Source organism: Synechococcus sp. MIT S9507 (genome assembly GCF_047304715.1).
Taxonomy (GTDB): Bacteria; Cyanobacteriota; Cyanobacteriia; order PCC-6307; family Cyanobiaceae; genus Synechococcus_C.
The window spans coordinates 189,792-209,626 of the sequence record NZ_CP138970.1; the positions used below are offsets into that span (position 1 = coordinate 189,792).

The following is a 19,835-nucleotide window of genomic DNA, read 5'->3' on the forward strand; positions in this document are numbered from 1 at the left end:
CGACTGCCAAGCCACGCGTCATGGCCAAGACTCTCCGGGTGGTGGTACCGCCCCACCCACTGATTGCCCACTGGCTGACCGTGCTGAGGCATGAAGGAACACCCCCGGCCTTGTTCCGCACAGCCATGGAGGAGCTGGGGCGCTGGCTCAGCTACGAAGCGATGCGTGACTGGTTGCCTCATCGCAGGGATGTTGTGAAAACTCCACTGGGCAGCGCGGAGGGAACCGTGATTGAAACGGGCGTTCCACTGCTGGCGGTTCCGATGATCCCCGGCGGACTGCACCTCTGGGAAGGGGCCCGCCAGGTGCTGCCCAGCGCAGAGCTCTGCCTGGGAGGACTGCCGGAAACGATTGAAGCCAAGGCCGGAGTGGTGCTGCTGCTGGATCAGATCCGTCATGGCGATGAACTGATCGAACTGCTTCGGCGTCTGGAGCAGCTCAAGGTTGAACCGCCGAGGCTGCGCGTGATCACGGCACTCACCGCCAGCCCGGGACTCAAACGCATCGGAGAGTGCTACCCGGAGATCAGCATTCACACAGCCTGCATCGATGCTGACCTGGATGAGCGTGACAGGATCCTTCCAGGCATCGGGGATCCCCTGCAAAGACTGGGGATCAGAACAGCGCAGCCGAACTAAGCTGGGGACATTCAAAGGAAGCCCATGGCGAGGCACCAGGACACCGCATCAGGAACTCTGACCACCCTTGTCAGCGGCGCCGTTCTGGGTGCGGCAGGATTCGGCTGGTGGCTTCTGTCCGAGGCTGATCGCCGTCGTCGTCTTCGCAACCAGCGCTCGATGCTTTATGCCCCGCGCATGCAGGACGGCAGTGAAGCCTTCAGCGCCGGTGATCGACCTGAGCCTGAAACCGACAGCCACCTGGAGGCCCGCGTCGAACAGCTGAATTCGGCAATTGCTGATGTGCGCCGTCAACTTGAAGATCTTGGCTCCAGGCAGTGACAGAGCGGCCGGTAGGTTGACCGAAGTGATTCGCGGCAACGCAAGACAATCCATGCTCCGCTCCGATGCCGTCACCAAGGGGATCCAGCGCTCCCCTAACAGGGCGATGTTGAGAGCAGTGGGGTTTGGAGACCAGGATTTCGGCAAGCCGATCATTGGCATTGCCAACGGATACAGCACCATCACGCCCTGCAATGTGGGCCTGAACGATCTGTCGAAACGTGCTGAAGCGGCGGCGCGACAGGCCGGAGGCATGCCTCAGATGTTTGGAACGATCACCGTCAGTGATGGGATCTCCATGGGAACAGAGGGGATGAAGTATTCCCTCGTGAGTCGTGAAGTGATTGCTGATGCGATCGAAACCGCTTGCAACGGCCAAAGCATGGATGGCGTTCTTGCCGTGGGCGGATGTGACAAGAACATGCCTGGCGCCATGCTGGCGATGGCCCGGATGAACATTCCGGCGATCTTTGTCTACGGCGGCACGATCAAACCGGGAAAACTCGGTGGATGCGATCTCACCGTGGTGAGTGCTTTTGAAGCGGTGGGTCAGCTCACGAACGGCAAGATCGACATGGAGGAGCTCATCGCAGTTGAAAAAAACGCCTGTCCTGGAGCAGGAAGCTGCGGCGGCATGTTCACCGCCAACACGATGAGCGCCGCAATCGAAACCATGGGCCTGAGTCTCCCCTGCAGCTCCACGATGGCGGCTGAGGATGCGGAGAAAGCCGACAGTGCCGCACGGTCCGCCGAAGTGCTTGTGAAAGCGGTGAAAGCGAACATCAGGCCCCTGGACTTACTCACCAGGGAAGCGTTTGAAAACGCCATCAGCGTGATCATGGCCGTTGGGGGCTCGACCAACTCGGTTCTGCATCTGCTGGCCATTGCACGAACAGCCGGAGTCGAGCTGAACATCGATGACTTTGAGCAGATCCGACAGAGGGTTCCTGTCTTCTGCGATCTGAAGCCGAGTGGTCGCTACGTCACCGTTGACCTTCACAGAGCGGGTGGAATCCCGCAGGTGATGAAACTGCTGTTGGATGCAGGGCTCCTGCATGGAGACTGCCGGACCATTGAAGGCAAGACGCTGAAGCAGCTGCTCGAAGATGTGCCTTCAGAACCCCCTGCTGATCAGGATGTGATCCGTCCGATCAGCAAACCCATCTATCAGAAGGGACATCTGGCGATACTCAAAGGCAACCTGGCACTTGAAGGAAGCGTCGCCAAGATCAGTGGTGTCAAATCACCTGTGCTGACAGGCCCTGCACGGGTCTTTGAAAGTGAAGAGACCTGCCTTGAAGCCATTCTTGATCGCAGGATCAAGGCGGGAGATGTCGTGATCGTCCGCTACGAGGGGCCGGTCGGCGGACCGGGCATGCGCGAGATGCTTTCACCCACTGCAGCCATTGTCGGGCAGGGGCTGGGCGAGAAAGTGGCCTTGATCACCGACGGGCGCTTCAGTGGTGGTTCCTACGGACTGGTAGTGGGGCATGTTGCTCCCGAGGCCGCCGTCGGCGGCAACATCGGACTGGTGCAGGAGGGCGACAGCATCACTGTTGACGCCAATCAACTGCTGCTTCAACTCAACGTGGATGATGCCGAACTGGAACGCAGACGCGCTGCCTGGAGCTCTCCCACACCCCGCTACCGAACCGGGATTCTGGGCAAATATGCCCGTCTGGTGAGTTCCAGCAGCAGAGGGGCAGTCACCGATCAGCCCTGATCAAACCAGCAGGGACCTCAGACGTCGAGCGAGAGCTTCAAGAGCAGCTCCATCTGCTGGGGCAGAGCAGCGCTTGCCGGTCTCACCATCCATCCAGACAGGGTGCTGACCGTGCCACAGGATTGGCCTCAGTGGTTGATCAGCCCAGGCAAGCGTGAGATTCAGATCAGCGCCGCTGCGATACAGCTCAAGTTCGAGATCGAATTCTTCGAGTCGCTTCCCATCTCCATCACGACATTCAATCCGTCCGCGGTAGTCGTCAAGCGTTGCATCCTCGGCCGACAGAACGGCATGGTGAAAAGGCTTGCAACAGAGATCCGCCGCCGAAGCGATCAACGTCTCCAGTGCGGAGCATGCGCTCATCTCAGAACGCTTCAATCGAGCGAATCAGCAGCTTGATTGCACCATCCCGGTAGCCGGGGTTCGGCTCGCCGTCGTCGCCGAATCGCGAATGCAGCAGCTGAAGACGCGTGATGCAAGACGAATCAAATCGAACCGGAAGAGTGACAGGCTTCGCGCGCACCACCGGCTGAAGACGCTCAAAGGGAAGTTCGACGACCGTGGTCCCCGTTGACTGAGTGGCAACCGTCGTCACCCATCGCAATCCTCCCGGAATCAACTCGGTGAGTCCGAAAACTCCGTCACGGCAGGCCACCGCAAACTTGAAACTTCGTCCTTCCCCATCCAGCGTCAGACGCAAACCTTTGTAGGGGCTGAGGTCGAGAGGAGGTCGAAACACCGGCGAACGGCAGCTGACAAAGCCTCCCCCCTGACTCACCACCTCACCTTCAAGCACAAGACCTTGATCGCTCATCCTGCAACCGGCGCTGCTGGATCCACCCATGATCGTGTCGTTCAGACTGGCCCAGTCTCGAAAGGAGTCACCTGAGGCGATCACGCGAATTTCCGGAGGCGGTTGGTGGGGAGGTGTCGTCAAAGCCCTTGAGAAGCAGCCTGATCGGCGAGCACGAGAATCTCGGAACTCGGTTGCACCAGCTTGGCAGGAGTGCGCTGAGGCGATTCAGCGGCAGCCACAAGTCGCGACAGCGCCTGACGCTTGGCCTCTCCGCTCACGAGAAAGACCACCTGACGCGCGGCGCTGAGCACCGGCGCCGTGAGTGTGATCCGCTCAAGACCCTTGCCGCGACCGATCGTTGTCCAGCGATCCTGAACGCCAGGCGCCTCTGTGCCAGGGAATAGCGATGCCGTATGGCCATCATCACCAAGGCCAAGCAGCATGAAGTCGAACACGGGTGGTTCGCCATCACAAACACTGCCCACAAGTTCCGCAAAGGCATCAGCACTGGCTTCCGGAGAACACAGTTCCACTGTCGGAACAGGATGGAAGCAGGCTCTGGCTCCCGGCTGGCCCGCTTTGAGCAGGGTGTTGCGCAGCATGCGCGCGTTGCTCGATTCATCATCGGCGGCCACCCATCGCTCGTCACCCAGAAACACGTCAACCCTGTCCCAGGGGAGATGTTCCTGGCCCAGCAAGGTGTAGGCCAGCGCAGGAGTGGTTCCGCCTGACAAGGCAATCTGTGCACGATCCCTCTGATCAAGCGCCAGGTCAATGGCGGCCCCGATGTGCTCAGCGGCACGCCGGGCAAGAACCTCCGCCGATTGAACCTGCTCGATGCGATAGGAACTCATCGCGGGGTCCTCAGCTGAGCCACTCGGTGTGGAAGATGCCGTCCTTGTCCACACGCTCATAAGTATGGGAGCCGAAGCAATCGCGCATGGCCTGCACGATGTTCTGGGGCAGACGAGCCGTGCGATAGCTGTTGATGTAATCGAGTGTGCTGCTCAGACAGGGCACGGGAATCCCAGCTGCAGCAGCGCCTGCAACCATTCTGGCCAGACCGGGCAGTCGACGGTTCACCTGGTCGGCGAACCAGGGGTCGATCAGCAGGTTCGCCAGCTGGGGATCGGCTGTGAAAGCATCCTGAATACGCTTCAGCAGGCGAGCCCGAATGATGCATCCTCCCTTCCAGATCTGTGCGATCGAAGGCATGTCCAGGTTGTAATTGTGCTCAGCTGATGCAATGCGCATCAGCTCCATGCCCTGGGCATAGCTGGCCATGCAGGCCAGAACCATGGCATCCATCAGAGGAGCCATTCCATCGGCTGATGTCCCCATGTCGAACGACTGCAGGGCAGGTCCTTTCAGAATCGGTTCGGCCTTGATGCGCTGATCTTTCATGGAGCTCATCACGCGTCCATTGAGAGCGGCATAGATCGTCGGGACAGAAGCCCCCATCTGCAGAGCGCTGACAACCGTCCAGAGACCGGTTCCTTTCTGACCGGCCTTGTCCTGGATTTTTTCCACCAGAGGAGTTCCATCATCGGGGTCCATCGTGCGTAGACACACCTCCGTGATTTCGACGAGATAGGAGGAAAGCTCTTCAGTGCTGTTCCAGTGGGCGAACACATCAGCCATCTCAGTGCTGCTCAGGCCGCCGGCCCGCTTCATCAGGTCATACCCCTCCGCGAGGATCTGCTCAATGCCGTACTCAATACCGTTGTGAACGGTCTTGACGAAATGGCCCGCACCTCCGGGACCGATGTAAGTCACACACGGACCATCTTCAACCTGAGCCGCCATCTTGCGAACCAGACTTTCAATGGCGTCGTAGGAGGTCTTGGTGCCTCCCGGCATCATGCTGGGTCCCTCTAAAGCACCTTTGGCTCCACCCGAGACACCCATTCCAATGAATCCGAAGCTCTTGCTTTCAAGTTCTGCAACCCGGCGTTCGGTGTCGTGATACTCGGAGTTCCCACCATCGATCAACAGATCTCCTTCATCCAGATAGGGCGAAATCTGCTGGATCACAGCATCAACAGGTCCACCCGCCTTGACCATCATCAGGATGCGTCGAGGACGTTCAAGCTTGTCAACGAAATCCTGAAGGTCAGTGGCTGCCTGGATGTTTTTGCCGGCGCCACGACCGGACATGAATTCTTCCGTCTTGGAATAGGTGCGGTTGTAAACGACGCTCGAAAAGCCATTGCGCTCGGCGTTGAGGACAAGGTTTTCCCCCATCACGCCGAGACCAATCAGACCGAAGTGGGCCTTGGACATGCTCAGCTGAACCATTCACTGCCGACAGTGTGACCACAACAATCCAAGTCGGCTGCAATATGTTCTGGCTCTGTCAGGAATGAACGATCAGATCACGCTGCCATCTGGAATGGACGCATTCTTCACCACAACAACGATTCCATTGCGGATGTAAAAACCGAGTTCCGGACGATCAGCCTCCTCTACATGGTCCTTGTTCACGATGGTGACGTTGGAACCGATGCGAGTATTCTTATCGAGAATGGCACCTTTGACCGTGGTTCCCTGACCGACACCGAGGGGAATGCCACCTCGTTCTCTCAGAACAGCACGCTCTTCACTTGATTCAAAGAAATCGGCACCCATCACCAGGGTGTCCTGGATGACGACATCGGACTCCAGACGACTGCGAACACCCAGAACACAGTGGTGAACACTGCAAGACTTCAGAATTGAACCCTCGCCGATAATGGAATTGGTGATCTGAGCATCAACGAGTTTGCTCGGCGGTAAATAACGAGGCCGAGTGTAGATCGGGAACTTCTCGTCATAAAAGCTGAAAGGAGGTTTCGGCTGTTGGGTGAGTGCGAGGTTGGCCTCATAAAACGCACCGATCGTGCCGATGTCTTCCCAGTAGTCATCAAAGACATAACTTTGGAGCTTGTCTCCACGAGCCAGGGATTCCGGGATCACCTCCTTGCCGAAATCCTTGTGATTGGTATTCCCGTCCAGCAGATCAAATAAAGTCTGACGACTGAACACGTAAATCCCCATCGAAGCCAGATAGGGACGCTCCTTGGCAGATTCAGAACTGAGCCCGAAGCGAGCTGTATCCACAGCCATTTGAAGCAGGGATTCACCCTTGGGCTTTTCTCGGAACTCCTGAATGTTGCCGTTGTCATCAGTTCTCATCAGGCCGAAGGATTCAGCCTGTTTGGCATCCACAGGAAGAGCAGCCACAGTCAGATCGGCACCTGTGCGCCGGTGATGTTCAATGAAAAGGCTGTAATCCATGCGATAAAGCTGATCGCCGGAAAGGATCAGATATTCATCAACATCCCATTCCTGAAACAGCCACTGATATTTGCGAACTGCATCTGCGGTGCCCTCAAACCAGGAAGGACTGTCGGGAGTCTGTTGAGCCGCAAGAACCTCAACAAAACCGCCACCAAAGGAATTGCTGAGATTGAACGTCTGACTCAGATGGCGGTTGAGTGATGCGCTGTTGAACTGCGTCATCACATACATCTTGTTGATGTCGGAGTTGATGCAGTTGCTGATCGGAATATCGATCAATCGGTACTTCCCTGCGAGAGGAACTGCGGGCTTGGCCCGCATCTTGGTGAGGGGATAAAGACGCGTTCCCGCTCCTCCCCCAAGAATGATGGCCAGAACACGCTTCATGCCGCCCCCGCAGATCGGCTTTGCCGGGCAAACCTACAGGAGTTTTGGTGCTCCCAACCAATGCTTGGGACAGATCCGGCAAGAATGCTGGGAATCAGATTTAGACAGGGAACGATTCGATAGAAAAGCACTCAACGATCCGAATCATCGTCCTGAGCCAGATCAAACAAACGCTCAATCACGATCAACGCGTTCTGTCTCTCACTGCGTTGCTGAGGTGCTCGCAAGGATGTCACCGGAGTGTGCAGAATTTTGTTGATGATGCCTTTACTGAGAGCTTCAACCACCTTTCGTTCGCGAGCCGAGAAGTCGGGTCCCATACGGCTGAGCGCTTTCTGCAGTTCCTCTGAGCGGATTGACTCCAGAGAAGAACGCAGTCTGTTGATGGTCGGGACAGCCTCAAGGCTGTCCCACCATTCCAGGAACAACCGAGCTTCTTCATCGAGGAGTCCCTGCGCTTCACGGGCCACCTGCTGGCGAGCTTCCTGATTGCGTTCGACAACCTCCTTGAGATCATCAACGTCATAGGCCTCGACACCGGTGATTCCCTCCACATCCGCATCAATATTGCGGGGAACTCCGATATCGACCAACCGCAGTGAACTGCGACGATTCAACTGCTGAAGACGAGCAGCATCAATGATCGGATCGTCCGCAGCTGTGCTTGTGAAAACAAGCGAGCATGTGCTCAGGCAATGATCAAGATCCTCAAGAGGACGACACTGAACTGGAAGATCGGGAAAGTCTGCAGCCAGTGACTGTGCGCGAGCCACGGTTCGGTTCAACACCACCACACCTGAAGCACCCTTTGCCTTGAGGTGTTGCAGCAGTAAACGACTCATTCTGCCGGCGCCGACGACGGCCACCTGTTCATCCTCAAGGGTGACCAGATCATCGACACCTCGGCTCTGACCCAACTTCAGCTGGGCAAGTTCAACAGCTGCCGAGCTGATCGAGACAGCCCCCGTGCCCAGATTCGTTTCACTGCGAACCCGTTTGCCTGTGCTTACAGCTTGCGTGAGCAATCGATTGAGAATCGGCCCCAGAGACTTGTGCTCCTGGCCGAGACGCATCATTTTTTTGACCTGAGAGAGGATCTGGCCCTCCCCGAGCACCAAGCTGTCAAGGCCTGCGGCAACCCGCATCAGATGACCAACGGCATCCTCGTGGTGAAACGTGAACAGATGCGGCTTCAGATCACCGGTGTCCAGTCCGGAATGTCCACTGAGAAACTCCCTGACAGCGGAAATACCCAGTTCAGGATTGCGTACAAGGGTGTAAATCTCAAGGCGATTGCAGGTGCTGAGGATCGAAGCCTCAAGCACCTGATCATGGCCCCGCAGGTTCTGCAGGGATTCCTCCATGGTTTGCTCAGGAATACTGAGCTTTTCGCGCACTTCAACCGGTGCCGTTCGATGACTGAGGCCGACAACGGCGATATGCATGGAGAAACCCTCGCTGCTTGAAGAAAGAGATCAGCTCAGAGCGATGCTCTGTGCGCCTTCCTTGATATGAACCGTGTTGGTGAAACGGCAGGTGTCGTCAAGATTGCTGATCACAAGGCTGCTGGTGCGGGTGCAGTCCTTTTCGAACTTAACGCCGTGGAACAGCAGACCATCGGTGATGCCGCTGCCAGCAAACACCACATGCTCACCGGAGGCCAGTTCATCAGCCTCGTAGATCTTGTCGGGATCACTGATGCCCATCTCTTCAAGACGGGCGAGGTTTCCCTCTTTGGTGAGGTCCGCCCATTCCTTGGTTTGGGCCACAGCGGGGTCATAAACGAGCTGACCCTGAAAATGTCCTCCAAGAGCACGCATGGCGGCTGCAGAGATCACGCCCTCGGGAGCAGCGCCAATACCCATCAAGCAATGGGTCCCCGTGCCGGCGAAGCCGCAGGCGATGGCTGCCTGGACATCACCATCTGAGATGGGTTGAACACGTGCTCCCGTTGAACGGATTTCGGCGATCAGGTCCTTGTGGCGGGTGCGGTCCATCACGACGATGGTGAGCTCGTCAACAGCAAGACCGAGACATTCGCTGAGAATCTTGATGTTTTCGGTGGCTGACTTGCGAATATCCACCTTGCCTTTTGCAGCTGGGGGAGCGGCCAGCTTTTTCATGTAGAAGTCAGGTGCATTGAACAGACCGCCACGATCGGAAGCCGCCAGCACAGCCATCGAACCGCGCTGGTTGTTGGCACAGAGATTGGTTCCTTCGCAGGGATCAACAGCGAAATCGACGCCAGGGCCACTACCGCTGCCCACCTCCTCTCCGATGTAAAGCATGGGAGCTTCATCACGCTCGCCTTCACCGATGACAATTCGGCCTTGCATCTGGATCTGACCCATGCGCTGTCGCATGGCTTCGACGGCAGCAGCATCGGCTTCATCCTTCTTGCCGAGGCCTGTGAGGCGAGCTGAGGCGATGGCTGCCTGCTCAACGACCTCGAGAATTTCCTGGATGAGAGTGCGATCCACTGGAGTGCGGCGGGGAACTAAATGCGGTGAGGATCAGCTCTCAGGACTTGGCGCCACTGGGCTTTTCGCTCAAAAGCGCGGTTTACTGTATCAGTGACTTCGAGCAGGCCTTAGATCAATGGTGCTTCTCTAAAATCCCTCGAGTTTTAAGCCCTTCAATGACAGCATCCGAACGCCCCATTCAGATCATTCCATCGGTGCTTCCTGCTGATTGGGCCGCCATGGGTCAATGCGTGAAGGATCTCGAAGACGCGGGTGTGGACAGAATTCAATTCGATGTGATGGATGGCAACTTCGTTCCGAACCTCACCTTTGGCCCAGAACTCATCAAGGCATGCCGCAGGTACTGCAATGTGAAATTCGAAACACAGCTGATGGTGAGCCAATACAACGCGGAAACGATGCTTGATCAATACGTCGATGCCACTAAGGGACCCAATGGAGAACCAGGGGTGGTGATTGCTCACGTGGAAGCCAACACACACCTACACCGAGTTCTGGGAAGAATCCGCCAGCTCGGTGGCAGTCCATCGGTTGCGATGAATCCGCACACACCGATGGAAATGGTCAAAAACGTGCTCGACATGGTCGATCATGTCTTGGTGATGACTGTGAATCCAGGTTTTGGTGGACAGGCCTACATCCCCACCATGCTGGACAAGATTGCCCAGCTGAGAAAAACCATTGATGAACGTGGACTGACGGTTGATATTGAAGTCGACGGCGGGATCAAGGCCAACTGGACCATCTCCCAGTGCTGCGCCGCGGGCGCCAACTGCTTTATCGCAGGAAGCGGAATGTTCGCCTACCCGACCTTGAAAGAGGGATGCGACGATCTGCGTCGTGTTGCTGAGGAGGCCAGAGCAGGCAAGGTGCTTCCAACTCCTGCCTGAAGCAGCCATAGGTCTAAGCGAAGGCATGCCCCGGTGCATCCGGGGCATCAGCCGACTCAACTCTCCTGGTCGGCCACATCAGCTCCCGAACCCAGATCACCATCGAGCTGCTGACCTGGTTTCCAGCCACTGGCCCAGATTTCCCGGCAACGGGCGTTCAGACTTTGGGAGTCAAGCCCCCAATCAGCGAGAAGCTTCTGAATGTCTTGTTTGATGTCGTGGGCACCTGGAAAATCTCCATAGCGCATCAAAAGTCGAGCCGCCACAGTCAGCTGCAAAGGTCCAGGATTTCCTTGGTGACCAAGCAGAGAATCCACCTGATCACGGTCAGTCCTATACAAAGGATGGGTCTGGTCTGTGGAGGTCTCCATGGAATTAACAAACTTTTTTTCGATGATTCAAAAATAGAAAAATCCCATTAAAAAAACCAGCCAAATGAGAGGCTGGTTTCGAAAAGGAAAAGGGTGAGAGAACAACTCTCACCAGGTTTAGTTAATCAGAATGTGAATGTGGTACGAAGCACACCACCGAACTGGTTAAAGGTTCCATCCTTTCCTTGCTGACCCAAGTAGGTGAATTCACCCAGGGGACGACTCAGATAGAAGACTGCGGGGGTCACAGTGATGTTGTCTGTGACTTGGAAACCGTAATAAGCCTCCATGGCGTAGTTGCCATCGAAAGGTGTATCGCCACCCTTCAAAGCTGTCGCAAAAGTTGGCTGACCGATCGCAAAACCTAAGGAGTTGCCACGAAGGAAAGCGTCGTCCCAATGCAGTGAGACCTGCCAAGACTGGGAAGTCGTGACAATACCATCAGGAGAACCATCGGTATCGTTAAGGGTATTGATGCCCCAACCAGCGCTGATTGCGGGGAACCAGCCTGAATCTTGAGGCTGCCAATAGCCAGAAAGAGCAAAGGCATTGAGTGAACTGTCGCTCAAGCTATCGCTAATTAAATAGCTGAACTGAGTAAATGCAGTTGAATAGGGAACCAAAGATGCGTCTTGCAGATAGGAATAGACGCCAGCAATTCCCCACTGCTCAGCCTGGTAGCCAATTTGAAAAGTTCCAACTCCAGCAGCAGCATCGGTTGCGATGCCACCTTGACGTGGATTACCAACCATTCCGTTGGCGGCTACGTACTGAACACCAGCGACGAAACCATCATTTTCGAAGTTCAGTGCAGCACCCGGGCCTTGAGTCTTGTTGTAAGCACCCGGAGCACCGTTGAGAGTCAGTACATCGAGCACTGTGTTGGCATCGCCTGAGGGATAGACAGAAGGCCACATCGGCATCATGTCGTCCTGACCGACGTTGGCACCCAGAACAAAACTGAAGCTGCTACCAATTGGCGCAGAATAAAACAGTTTATCAATGTAAACCGAATCAGATCCGCCGCCTGTGTCAAGGGAATCAGAAGCTACTTCAAGCGTCGAGAGCGTTGAAGGGGCACCAAAGAAACTTGTCGAACCAAAATTTCCAGCCCTGAGGGTGGTGGTCAGCAAATCCTTTCCAGTAAAGCTGGTGTTGAGATTGAGCTGAATGTCGTAATTGAAAGTGGTCGCACCATATTGAGTATTTTCGTAATCCTGAGCGTTCTGTCCACTAAGCAACAGGTCGCTGACTGCAGCATCACTAGCACCAATATTCTCAAAGAACCCTTGAACAGGATTGGCACCGCCATTAATAAACGCATCAATTGCGGCATCAGTGATTTCTTGATTACCGAACAGACCACGATCCCTCAACTCAAAGAGGTCAAGAGCATCTAGATCTCCACCAAAGTTATTGGCACCGATGTCGAAGGTTGCCTGACCTTCAAGCTTGGTGGTGGTGGAGAACTGGGTTGCTTCCAGTTCACCGACGCGGGCCTCCAGGCCGTCAACACGGCCCTTGACGATGGCGAGCTCCTTCTCGAACTCCTTCATCAGACGCTTGAGCTCGTCGGTCACTTCAGTGACGCGGTCGAGACAGGCGTTGAGCAGCGCGGCCGCTTCAAAGCGTGTCATCGCACGGTTGCCGCGGTAGGTGCCGTTGGGATAACCGGCCACACAGCCGTAGCGCTCAATCAGGTTGCTGAGTGCCTGATAGGCCCAGTCAGTCGGATAGACATCGGAGAACTGGGTGATGCTGGTGACCTGATCCACAGCAACCGCGTCCTGGGACACGGAGGCATAGTCGGAGACACCGGCAACATTGACTTCAGTTGCGCCAGCAGCCACAGGAGCCAGCAGGCCCAGGGCAGCGGGGGCAACAAGCAATTGCTTGAAGAGTTTCATGGAGTTCCTCACACCAAAAATAGAGGAGCCCAAATAGTAAGGGAAAAGGGCATGGATGCAAGGGATCGAGACAATTCAAATGACCCAAAGAAGCGACTCACGGATACACAGAAACAAGTCTCAAAAGACTCACAGAAAAAGCTTCCGACTTTTTAGGAATATGGGCTTATTTGCTTGATGTCGTCGTACAACTGCTTTGCAAGCTTGTTGTTGTACCCAGTGCACAACTCGCGCATACACAACGCATCAAATATGGAAAACAGAGCTGGAAGCAGTGTCCAAAAGAAAATCAAGTAAATGATTCCATTGTTGCGCTCCTTAAGCCAGAATCTGTGGTATCCGAACCATCCGAGCAAGAGCGCATAAACCACACCTAACGAAGGCTGCCTGCAACGAAGTTCAAACTCATTCTCAAAAGCCATGATCTCACCATGTGACATCTTTTTGGCGAGATGCTTGTATTCTTTTCTCATCTGCTGCAACGTGAGCGATACAGGCCAAGACTAACAACTTGACAATTAAAGATCAAGTGAACTGGTGCAAATAAAAAGTCTCCGCCAAACACCCCAACGTTGCAAGATCAGCACCAATTTAAATACGAAGCAGTGATATCAATGATCAACAATGGTAGAGAAACTAGAAAGTTATTTTCAAAAACGAACAATCTCTGCATTCAATGCAAATACGCACGTGTCAGAAAAGAATTCCAAAGAAAACAGTCCTCATCGACACCCGTGCCTATTATCAAGAAAGATGAATCCGGGACAATGCCCCATTGCAGCAAGTGTGGAAAATTACCTCCACTCGGAATCAAAAGATTTTTGCAGGCATTTACAAAAATAATTCAAAAAATGATTCTAAAGATCAGCAACGCAATGAGATCAAGGGATAAGAAAACAAATCGAACTACTTATCAATGAATTGAAAGACGATCGTAAATGAGCTAAAGGATAGAAAACCTCTAGCTCAATGAAAGTCAAACTGCAATCCAAGCTTCTTCCTGGCCATCACGACTGATAGATCCTGAGAAATTGTCTTTCCAATGCTCATAAGCGATATCAAATTCACGATCCCAAAGAGGGGGGATATCAATGGTGGATTTTTTAAAATAACCGTCTTCAATGGCACTTAAATATAACCGCCGCAATGCAACCCAGCGTGGCTCGTTTTTGTGTGACATACGAAGGATGATATCTTGCATCTCTCCATCTATGTTTTCAGAAGGAATACAATAGAAAGCTCCTACACGACGTTTGGAGCGTAAAAAATTACCTTCCTCAAGCAAGTGATTAGTAATAGCAGTTTGACCATCTTTTTGGTCCAATAGCTGAAAAAGTTTGCGCGCCCTCTTAAGACCTGTTTGATATCTCCTGTTGGCAAGCCACTGCGTAATGGCCGTTCGACGCGTGATTGCTACTAAAACAAGTATCAGCGCAATGAGCAGTTCAATTTCAATAATCAGCATGATTACGAACAATCTTTTCTGAAGCTAGCAACGATTTGGACACCGGCAAGCATCATCACCATTCGGGTATCAAATGCCACAACGCGGATCTCTTGATTCAATGCAAATGCTGGGCATTGTTTCAGATTTAAAATAGAGAAACTAGATTATGCGTAACAAATTCTACTCGCATTGCACTTTTAAGCCTTCTTTAATTGCCACAAGAAGCCTCGAGCACTAACATTCGAAGAGATGCTTTGACAAAGCCAAGAAATGAATCTAAGTGAACTGGCAGTTCATCATTCTGCAACTGTTGTTGCTGTGAGCAGTGATGGAAGTGAACTAAGCAATTCCTTTAAAGACCGATTAGAAGCAATGGGTATAAGGAAGGGTAGAAAAGTTCAGGTCATGCGAAAAGCTCCGGGTGGAGACCCTTATGAAGTGAGGGTCGGAAGTACAACTGAGATTGCCATACGAAAGGCAGAAGCAGCACTGGTGGAAATTACGGATGTAGAAGATCTCAAGAAAACCTGAATCAATTTTTTTCAAATTCAACAATTCCTAAATCATCACCATGATCACTGCAGAAGCCGGCAAAACGACAGAACCAAAAAATGAATTACCTAGGATAGTTTTCATAGGTCAGCCCAACACGGGTAAATCAACTTTTTTCAATCGTGTCACCAACGCCACAGCCGGGGTCGCCAACTGGCCTGGGCTGACTGTCGACTTTATGCAGGCGAAAGTAGAGCGCGAAGGAAAAAGTGTTGAATTCGTAGATTTACCAGGAATCTATGATTTGGACGGTTTCACAGAAGACGAAAAAGTTGTTCAGGATTTTCTTGAAAAATATAGCTTTGATTTAATTGTTTGTGTCATTAATGCTTCTCAGATTGACAGGCAGATATTGCTTCCACTCCAGCTTAAAAAATTAGGGTTGCCTGCACTGGTTGCTCTGAACATGGCTGATGAGGTCAAACGTTTTGGAGTAAAAATCAACACCCAGCAATTATCTCAATATCTGGGTATGCCCGTATTCTCCATCAGCGCAAAATATGGTGCTGGCTGTAGTCTGGCAGTTGACGGAATTTGGAATACGGTTAACGACATCAAGGACTCTTACAAAGTCTCAGAACTTGTTGAATTTTGTCGTGAAAATAAAATAACTGATAATGAAATACAGGAGTCTTTAGATCAAGGAATAGAAATGCCACCAGAAAATCTGGTGACATTTACAAACCGGCTTGACTCTGTGCTTTTGCATCCGGTCTTTGGTCTACCAATCTTCTTCCTAACAATGTTGGCTCTTTTTGCCTTCATATGGAACGTAGGTATGCCAGCACAGGATCCTGTTGGAGAATTCACTGATTGGTTGCAATCGACAGTGCTGGAACCTGGATTAGCTTTTTTACCTGAAGTCGTTAAAGATTTTGTCATTAACGGTCCATATGCAGGTTTTGCAGCACTGCTTGGATTTGTTCCGCTTGTCGCCTTCTTCTTTGTTGTGATGAAGGCACTGGAAGACAGCGGATACTTATCCAGAGCTGCGTACTTGATGGATAACATCATGCGCAAAGCAGGTCTTGATGGACGAGGCTTCGTCATGCAGTTATTCGGGTTTGGCTGCAATGTTCCTGCAATCATGGGAACAAGAACCATTCGCTCGCGAAGCCAGCGGCTTCTTTCCATTCTTGTAATTCCCTTCGCACTCTGCTCAGCCAGATTGCAGGTGTTCGTATTCTTTTTGGGCATTATTCTTCCCAAAAACGGATTCTACGCGCTTTGGCTTCTCTACATCATTAGTTTTGTTGTCGCCTTTGTAATGGCAGCAATCTTTAATGCTAGTGGTCAATTCAAATCAAAAGATCCTTTCGTTATCGAATTGCCCCCTTACAGAACTCCAACTTTCAAACAGGTTGCTTTGAATGTATGGAGTGAAATGAAAACTTTCGTACAAAAACTCTCAGTTTTCATGATTATTGGTACAACAATCACTTGGTTCCTTACTAACTATCCGGGTGGTTCAGAAGGTTTAAACACTTACGCTGGTCAGATTGGAACATTCTTTGCACCCCTAATGAGCCCCCTGGGAATTAATCCATTGCTCACAGTATCTCTAATTATTGGATTTGTTGCAAAAGAAGTGCAGCTTGCTGCAGTCGCAACTATGTACGGATTGGGCGAGGGCAGCGATGCATTAAAAACAACATTGGGTGGGGCTATTAACTTTCAACAAGGCTTCAGTTACTGCCTGTTTAGTCTTCTCTACGTTCCATGCTTGACAACTGTTGCAACAATCTGGGGAGAAACAAAATCAACAAGATTTACTCTCTTTTCCGTTGCAGTTTCGATGATCGTGGCATGGGTCGTAGCTTTTGGATTTTACCAAACCTATAATCTTATATTTGCGTCTTAATTTCTTCATTTCAACCAAAATAGAAAAAGCACTGTCTCAGTCAGACAGTGCTTTTTTTGTGAATGCCTACGGCTGAACAAGCTGTTACGCGACCCTTTTTTCTAATGGCGTGAAATCCCAACCAATTGGAGAAGAAGTCTTATTTTTTTCACGATGTTGTTGATAGAGGTCTTCAATTTCCACACATGCCTTGTCATAGGCATGCCAACCAACCATACGTCTTGAATGGGCTCTGCCTCTTTTATCAACTGATTGATCCACAGTCACTCCATTGGTTTCAGCACTCTCAAAAGCGCTCAAAAGGGGAATCTGGGATTGCAAAACACAGATATCAAAACCCTGAAGGATTTCAACGGCTGCTTCCGCTGATGACTTTTTACGTGAATCAACCTTCACCAATAAAGCGGCGAAAGGAATGCGATAATTTTTGAGTAAGGTTGACATCTCAACAGTTAACTCTATGGAACGACTTTGAGGAGTTGTCGGTAACACAATAATATCTGAACCCTCAACAAGATTTTTTAGTTCTTCTTCATTGCTGCTTGCCTGTCCATCTGTCACAACAATATCTGCACCTCGAGCTGCCTTAGCTGCCGCTTCTATAGGAATGACGGGATAGGGCAACAATTCTCGAGCACCATAAGCAGTAGCCGATCGATTTCTATCGGCATCAATCAAAGCAACCTTTTTATGTTTGCAAGCCCAGATGGCAGCCAGATGCACGCTAGTGCACGTTTTTGCCACCCCTCCTTTCTGGCCGAAAACAGTGATAAACATGTTTAAAACAACTTTCTGGCATCATTACGTCATCAAGAGCGATGTCAAGTCCCATTCATTTCGCTGCCATGAGCTAATTAATGGAATGAATCCGTCATACGTAACAACTGAGCAAAACTAACGATGACAAATAAGCAGATCCAGTGATCTGGAGTGTCATAACCCCGATTGAGTGTATGGGATCAATCATTCAAAGCAATCAGCAATGCAGAACGGTGGTTGCAACAAGCCAATCCATGGTGTGCCGGCTCGCTGATATCGTCGGTATCTGAACCAACAGGCAGGAACCCGAAAATGACTAAACAGTTACTGCTCAGTGCATGAAATGCAACACCTTCATCATCCTCCTTGATCAGATTGTTCACTATGGACGAAAAATCATCCAACGAAACTCTGCCTCAAAATGAGGAAAGAGAAACCTTCAACGCCTGGTTGAAGCGTAACCGTCTTGACAATGGACAACCTTGGCTTTTCTATGGCGAAGACGAACAGTTTCAGGATGGTTAAACCAAATAAAGAATTAAAATCCTGCAGAGCAGATTTCAGAAAAGATTCTCCTATTAATTAATTCACACCTGTTTTGTTTGCCGTATATGAATTAAGAGCCTGTGCACTTAAAATTCACGAAAAGCTTAGTATATTTTTTTTAATTAGACTAACTATACCCGCAAGGATTCCGCTGATTACAAATATAAACCCAGGACATACACTAAGCTGCTTGCATAGTGGTGCTGACCTGGCTGATCAATCTGGGCGCGTCAGTTAGTGAATTTGGGTCCATCAACCACTGATCGAGTTCAATTGTTTGAATCATTTCAAAGATTTCAGTTACTGACGTCAAATCTTGCTGCATAAATTCCATAATCACCCTGATTTTTGCGCACACTTCCGACTCTGATTTGCAAAAATATCTCACAGATCCTTGAACTCCTCTGCTGACATATTGGTTGAGAAACCTCTCAAGGCTGTCCTTTTCATACCCATCCTCAATCGAACCCTTGAGCTCAATGCTTCGTATCGTGAAGTAGCCAACTGTTGTTTCAGGCATCACTCATAGAAAAGTACCAATACCTTAGAGGTCAGTTTTTGGGATTGTGGGTCAACTCGATACTTCACCAGCCTTCTTAAAGCACTCTTGAGTCAATGTGGATTTATCGATAAACATATTCATTGATTGCATATAGCTGGTGGAAATATTTACTGCTGGCAAAATCTTGCAGAGTTTATTGTGACCGAGACAAGCATATTGCCATGCGCGGTTAAAACAATTGGCAATGATTCCGAGGAGAAACCAAATCACTTGCCGACAAAAATGGTGAGTCGAACCAATAGTGATTCCTTCCCGTGCAAGGTATTAAGCGAAACAAATAAACTATGAATAAGGGTAAGCATTGGGAACGAAAAATTGTTCGTTAATTGGAGGACGAACATAGTCACTATTTTTAGGTCTTGGTGGAAGCTTGATTCCGGGCGGTGTCATGTCTTCCCATGGCACTTTGCTGAGTACGTGGCGGAGACAATTGAGTCTTGCTCTCCGTTTGTCATCAGCCTCAACAGTGAACCAGGGAGCCTCAGGAATATTGGTCCGCGTGAACATTTCATCCTTGGCTCGTGAAAAATCAATCCAACGATTGCGCGCCTCAAGATCCATGGGGCTCAGCTTCCAGCGACGGGTGGGGTCATCAATCCGCGACTGGAAACGCACTTCCTGCTCTGTATCACTTACTGAAAACCAATATTTGAGAACAAGAATGCCGCTGCGCACCAGCATCCGTTCGAATTCAGGGGCATCATCAAGAAACTGCTCCACCTGATCGGGGCTGCAGAACCCCATCACACGCTCAACTCCAGCACGGTTGTACCAGCTTCGATCAAAAACAACGATTTCACCAGCAGCCGGGAAATGTTCAACATAACGCTGGAAATACCACTGACTTTTCTGACGCTCCGTTGGTGTTCCAAGTGCAACAACCCTGCAACCTCTAGGGTTCAATGGTTCAGTCAGTCGTTTGATTGTGCCCCCTTTGCCGGCTGCATCACGACCTTCAAAGAGAACGATCATCCGATAGCCGGTTTCTCGAATCCAGTACTGCATTCTTACAAGATCAGTCTGCAAACGAATCAATTCAGCCTCATACAGCTTCTTGTTCAACCTCACAATTTTTTGATGATGATCTTCCATCAGCCCTCCAAGCAAATCAGATGGAGTTTCAATATCCTGCGTGCTACCGCTAAGACTTTCAAGAGCAACGTCAGTCACTCGCTCTGAACATGTTTTGTCCTTTGAGTGGTGATGTTTTTTTGCCCTGTTCTTGTCTTTGTTGCCCATGGTCAGAACAAATCCATTCCTATTGGAGGCAGCGAAGAGGTGAACACGCCGTCTGCTCCATTTTTTCTCAGATT

At 51.3% G+C, this 19,835-nt stretch carries 21 protein-coding genes; 6 read left to right on the forward strand and 15 right to left on the reverse strand.

The genetic code is table 11. From position 1 onward, the window contains the following. Positions 1–20 precede the first annotated feature (20 nt). Genes SIB83_RS01010 through ilvD form a run of 3 tightly spaced genes read left to right on the forward strand, consistent with a single transcriptional unit; the run spans position 21 to position 2,682 of the window. Entirely contained in the window at positions 21–638 is a 618-nt protein-coding gene (locus SIB83_RS01010; protein WP_413746509.1) for a uracil phosphoribosyltransferase, read from the forward strand. Positions 639–662: 24 nt separating this feature from the next. Continuing rightward, positions 663–959, forward strand: coding sequence for a hypothetical protein (locus SIB83_RS01015; RefSeq protein ID WP_413402992.1), 297 nt, complete (start codon positions 663–665; stop codon positions 957–959). 52 nt (positions 960–1,011) lie between these two features. Next, complete coding sequence (gene ilvD, locus SIB83_RS01020; RefSeq protein ID WP_413406458.1) at positions 1,012–2,682, forward strand: dihydroxy-acid dehydratase; 1,671 nt, start codon at positions 1,012–1,014, stop codon at positions 2,680–2,682. On the opposite strand, the gene SIB83_RS01025 is transcribed toward ilvD, so the two are convergent. The 7 genes from SIB83_RS01025 to glpX form a co-directional block, all read right to left on the reverse strand. Continuing rightward, positions 2,683–3,045, reverse strand: a complete 363-nt coding sequence (locus SIB83_RS01025) for a hypothetical protein (protein WP_413402994.1) — start codon at positions 3,043–3,045, stop codon at positions 2,683–2,685. 1 nt (position 3,046) lies between these two features. Then, on the reverse strand, positions 3,047–3,619 hold the full coding sequence (locus SIB83_RS01030) for a CIA30 family protein (RefSeq protein WP_413402996.1): 573 nt from the start codon (positions 3,617–3,619) through the stop codon (positions 3,047–3,049). Continuing rightward, positions 3,616–4,332: a 6-phosphogluconolactonase gene (gene pgl, locus SIB83_RS01035; protein WP_413402998.1), complete on the reverse strand. Its 717-nt coding sequence runs from the start codon at positions 4,330–4,332 to the stop codon at positions 3,616–3,618. Before pgl ends, SIB83_RS01030 begins: the two co-directional genes overlap by 4 nt. Positions 4,333–4,342: 10 nt before the next feature. Then, positions 4,343–5,761, reverse strand: coding sequence for an NADP-dependent phosphogluconate dehydrogenase (gndA, locus tag SIB83_RS01040; RefSeq protein ID WP_413406460.1), 1,419 nt, complete (start codon positions 5,759–5,761; stop codon positions 4,343–4,345). A gap of 87 nt (positions 5,762–5,848) precedes the next feature. After that, positions 5,849–7,144, reverse strand: a complete 1,296-nt coding sequence (locus tag SIB83_RS01045; protein ID WP_413746510.1) for a glucose-1-phosphate adenylyltransferase — start codon at positions 7,142–7,144, stop codon at positions 5,849–5,851. A 131-nt stretch (positions 7,145–7,275) separates the two neighbouring features. Beyond that, positions 7,276–8,589: a glutamyl-tRNA reductase gene (locus tag SIB83_RS01050; RefSeq protein WP_413403002.1), complete on the reverse strand. Its 1,314-nt coding sequence runs from the start codon at positions 8,587–8,589 to the stop codon at positions 7,276–7,278. 30 nt (positions 8,590–8,619) lie between these two features. Then, entirely contained in the window at positions 8,620–9,624 is a 1,005-nt protein-coding gene (glpX, locus tag SIB83_RS01055) for a class II fructose-bisphosphatase (protein WP_413746511.1), read from the reverse strand. A 158-nt stretch (positions 9,625–9,782) separates the two neighbouring features. On the opposite strand from glpX, the gene rpe reads away from it, so the two are divergent. After that, entirely contained in the window at positions 9,783–10,517 is a 735-nt protein-coding gene (gene rpe, locus SIB83_RS01060) for a ribulose-phosphate 3-epimerase (protein WP_413403006.1), read from the forward strand. Between the two features lie 56 nt (positions 10,518–10,573). On the opposite strand, the gene SIB83_RS01065 is transcribed toward rpe, so the two are convergent. The 4 genes from SIB83_RS01065 to SIB83_RS01080 form a co-directional block, all read right to left on the reverse strand. Continuing rightward, the gene (locus SIB83_RS01065; protein WP_413746512.1) at positions 10,574–10,888 is read right to left on the reverse strand and encodes a DUF3288 family protein; all 315 of its coding nucleotides are present in this window, start codon (positions 10,886–10,888) and stop codon (positions 10,574–10,576) included. 125 nt (positions 10,889–11,013) lie between these two features. Next, positions 11,014–12,795, reverse strand: a complete 1,782-nt coding sequence (locus tag SIB83_RS01070) for an iron uptake porin (protein ID WP_413746513.1) — start codon at positions 12,793–12,795, stop codon at positions 11,014–11,016. 152 nt (positions 12,796–12,947) lie between these two features. After that, positions 12,948–13,268, reverse strand: coding sequence for a TM2 domain-containing protein (locus tag SIB83_RS01075; RefSeq protein WP_413406462.1), 321 nt, complete (start codon positions 13,266–13,268; stop codon positions 12,948–12,950). Between the two features lie 503 nt (positions 13,269–13,771). Further along, a complete protein-coding gene (locus tag SIB83_RS01080) occupies positions 13,772–14,260 on the reverse strand; it encodes a hypothetical protein (protein ID WP_413746514.1) in 489 nt (162 codons plus the stop codon). Positions 14,261–14,512: 252 nt separating this feature from the next. Here SIB83_RS01080 and SIB83_RS01085 point away from each other — a divergent pair, with 252 nt between their 5' ends. After that, positions 14,513–14,773: a FeoA family protein gene (locus SIB83_RS01085; protein WP_413403014.1), complete on the forward strand. Its 261-nt coding sequence runs from the start codon at positions 14,513–14,515 to the stop codon at positions 14,771–14,773. Positions 14,774–14,813: 40 nt separating this feature from the next. Further along, positions 14,814–16,655, forward strand: a complete 1,842-nt coding sequence (gene feoB / locus SIB83_RS01090; RefSeq protein ID WP_413746515.1) for a ferrous iron transport protein B — start codon at positions 14,814–14,816, stop codon at positions 16,653–16,655. 84 nt (positions 16,656–16,739) lie between these two features. On the opposite strand, the gene SIB83_RS01095 is transcribed toward feoB, so the two are convergent. From SIB83_RS01095 to ppk2, 4 genes are all read right to left on the reverse strand, one after another. Continuing rightward, positions 16,740–17,432 (reverse strand): ParA family protein, encoded by a 693-nt coding sequence (locus SIB83_RS01095; RefSeq protein ID WP_413746516.1) that lies wholly within the window; start codon positions 17,430–17,432, stop codon positions 16,740–16,742. A 182-nt stretch (positions 17,433–17,614) separates the two neighbouring features. Beyond that, on the reverse strand, positions 17,615–17,797 hold the full coding sequence (locus tag SIB83_RS01100; protein WP_413746517.1) for a hypothetical protein: 183 nt from the start codon (positions 17,795–17,797) through the stop codon (positions 17,615–17,617). A 344-nt stretch (positions 17,798–18,141) separates the two neighbouring features. Further along, positions 18,142–18,480 carry a hypothetical protein gene (locus SIB83_RS01105; protein ID WP_413403020.1) on the reverse strand — a complete coding sequence of 113 codons (339 nt, stop codon included), beginning with the start codon at positions 18,478–18,480 and terminating at the stop codon, positions 18,142–18,144. Positions 18,481–18,804: 324 nt separating this feature from the next. Continuing rightward, positions 18,805–19,761, reverse strand: coding sequence for a polyphosphate kinase 2 (gene ppk2, locus SIB83_RS01110; RefSeq protein WP_413403021.1), 957 nt, complete (start codon positions 19,759–19,761; stop codon positions 18,805–18,807). Between the last annotated feature and the right edge of the window lie 74 nt (positions 19,762–19,835).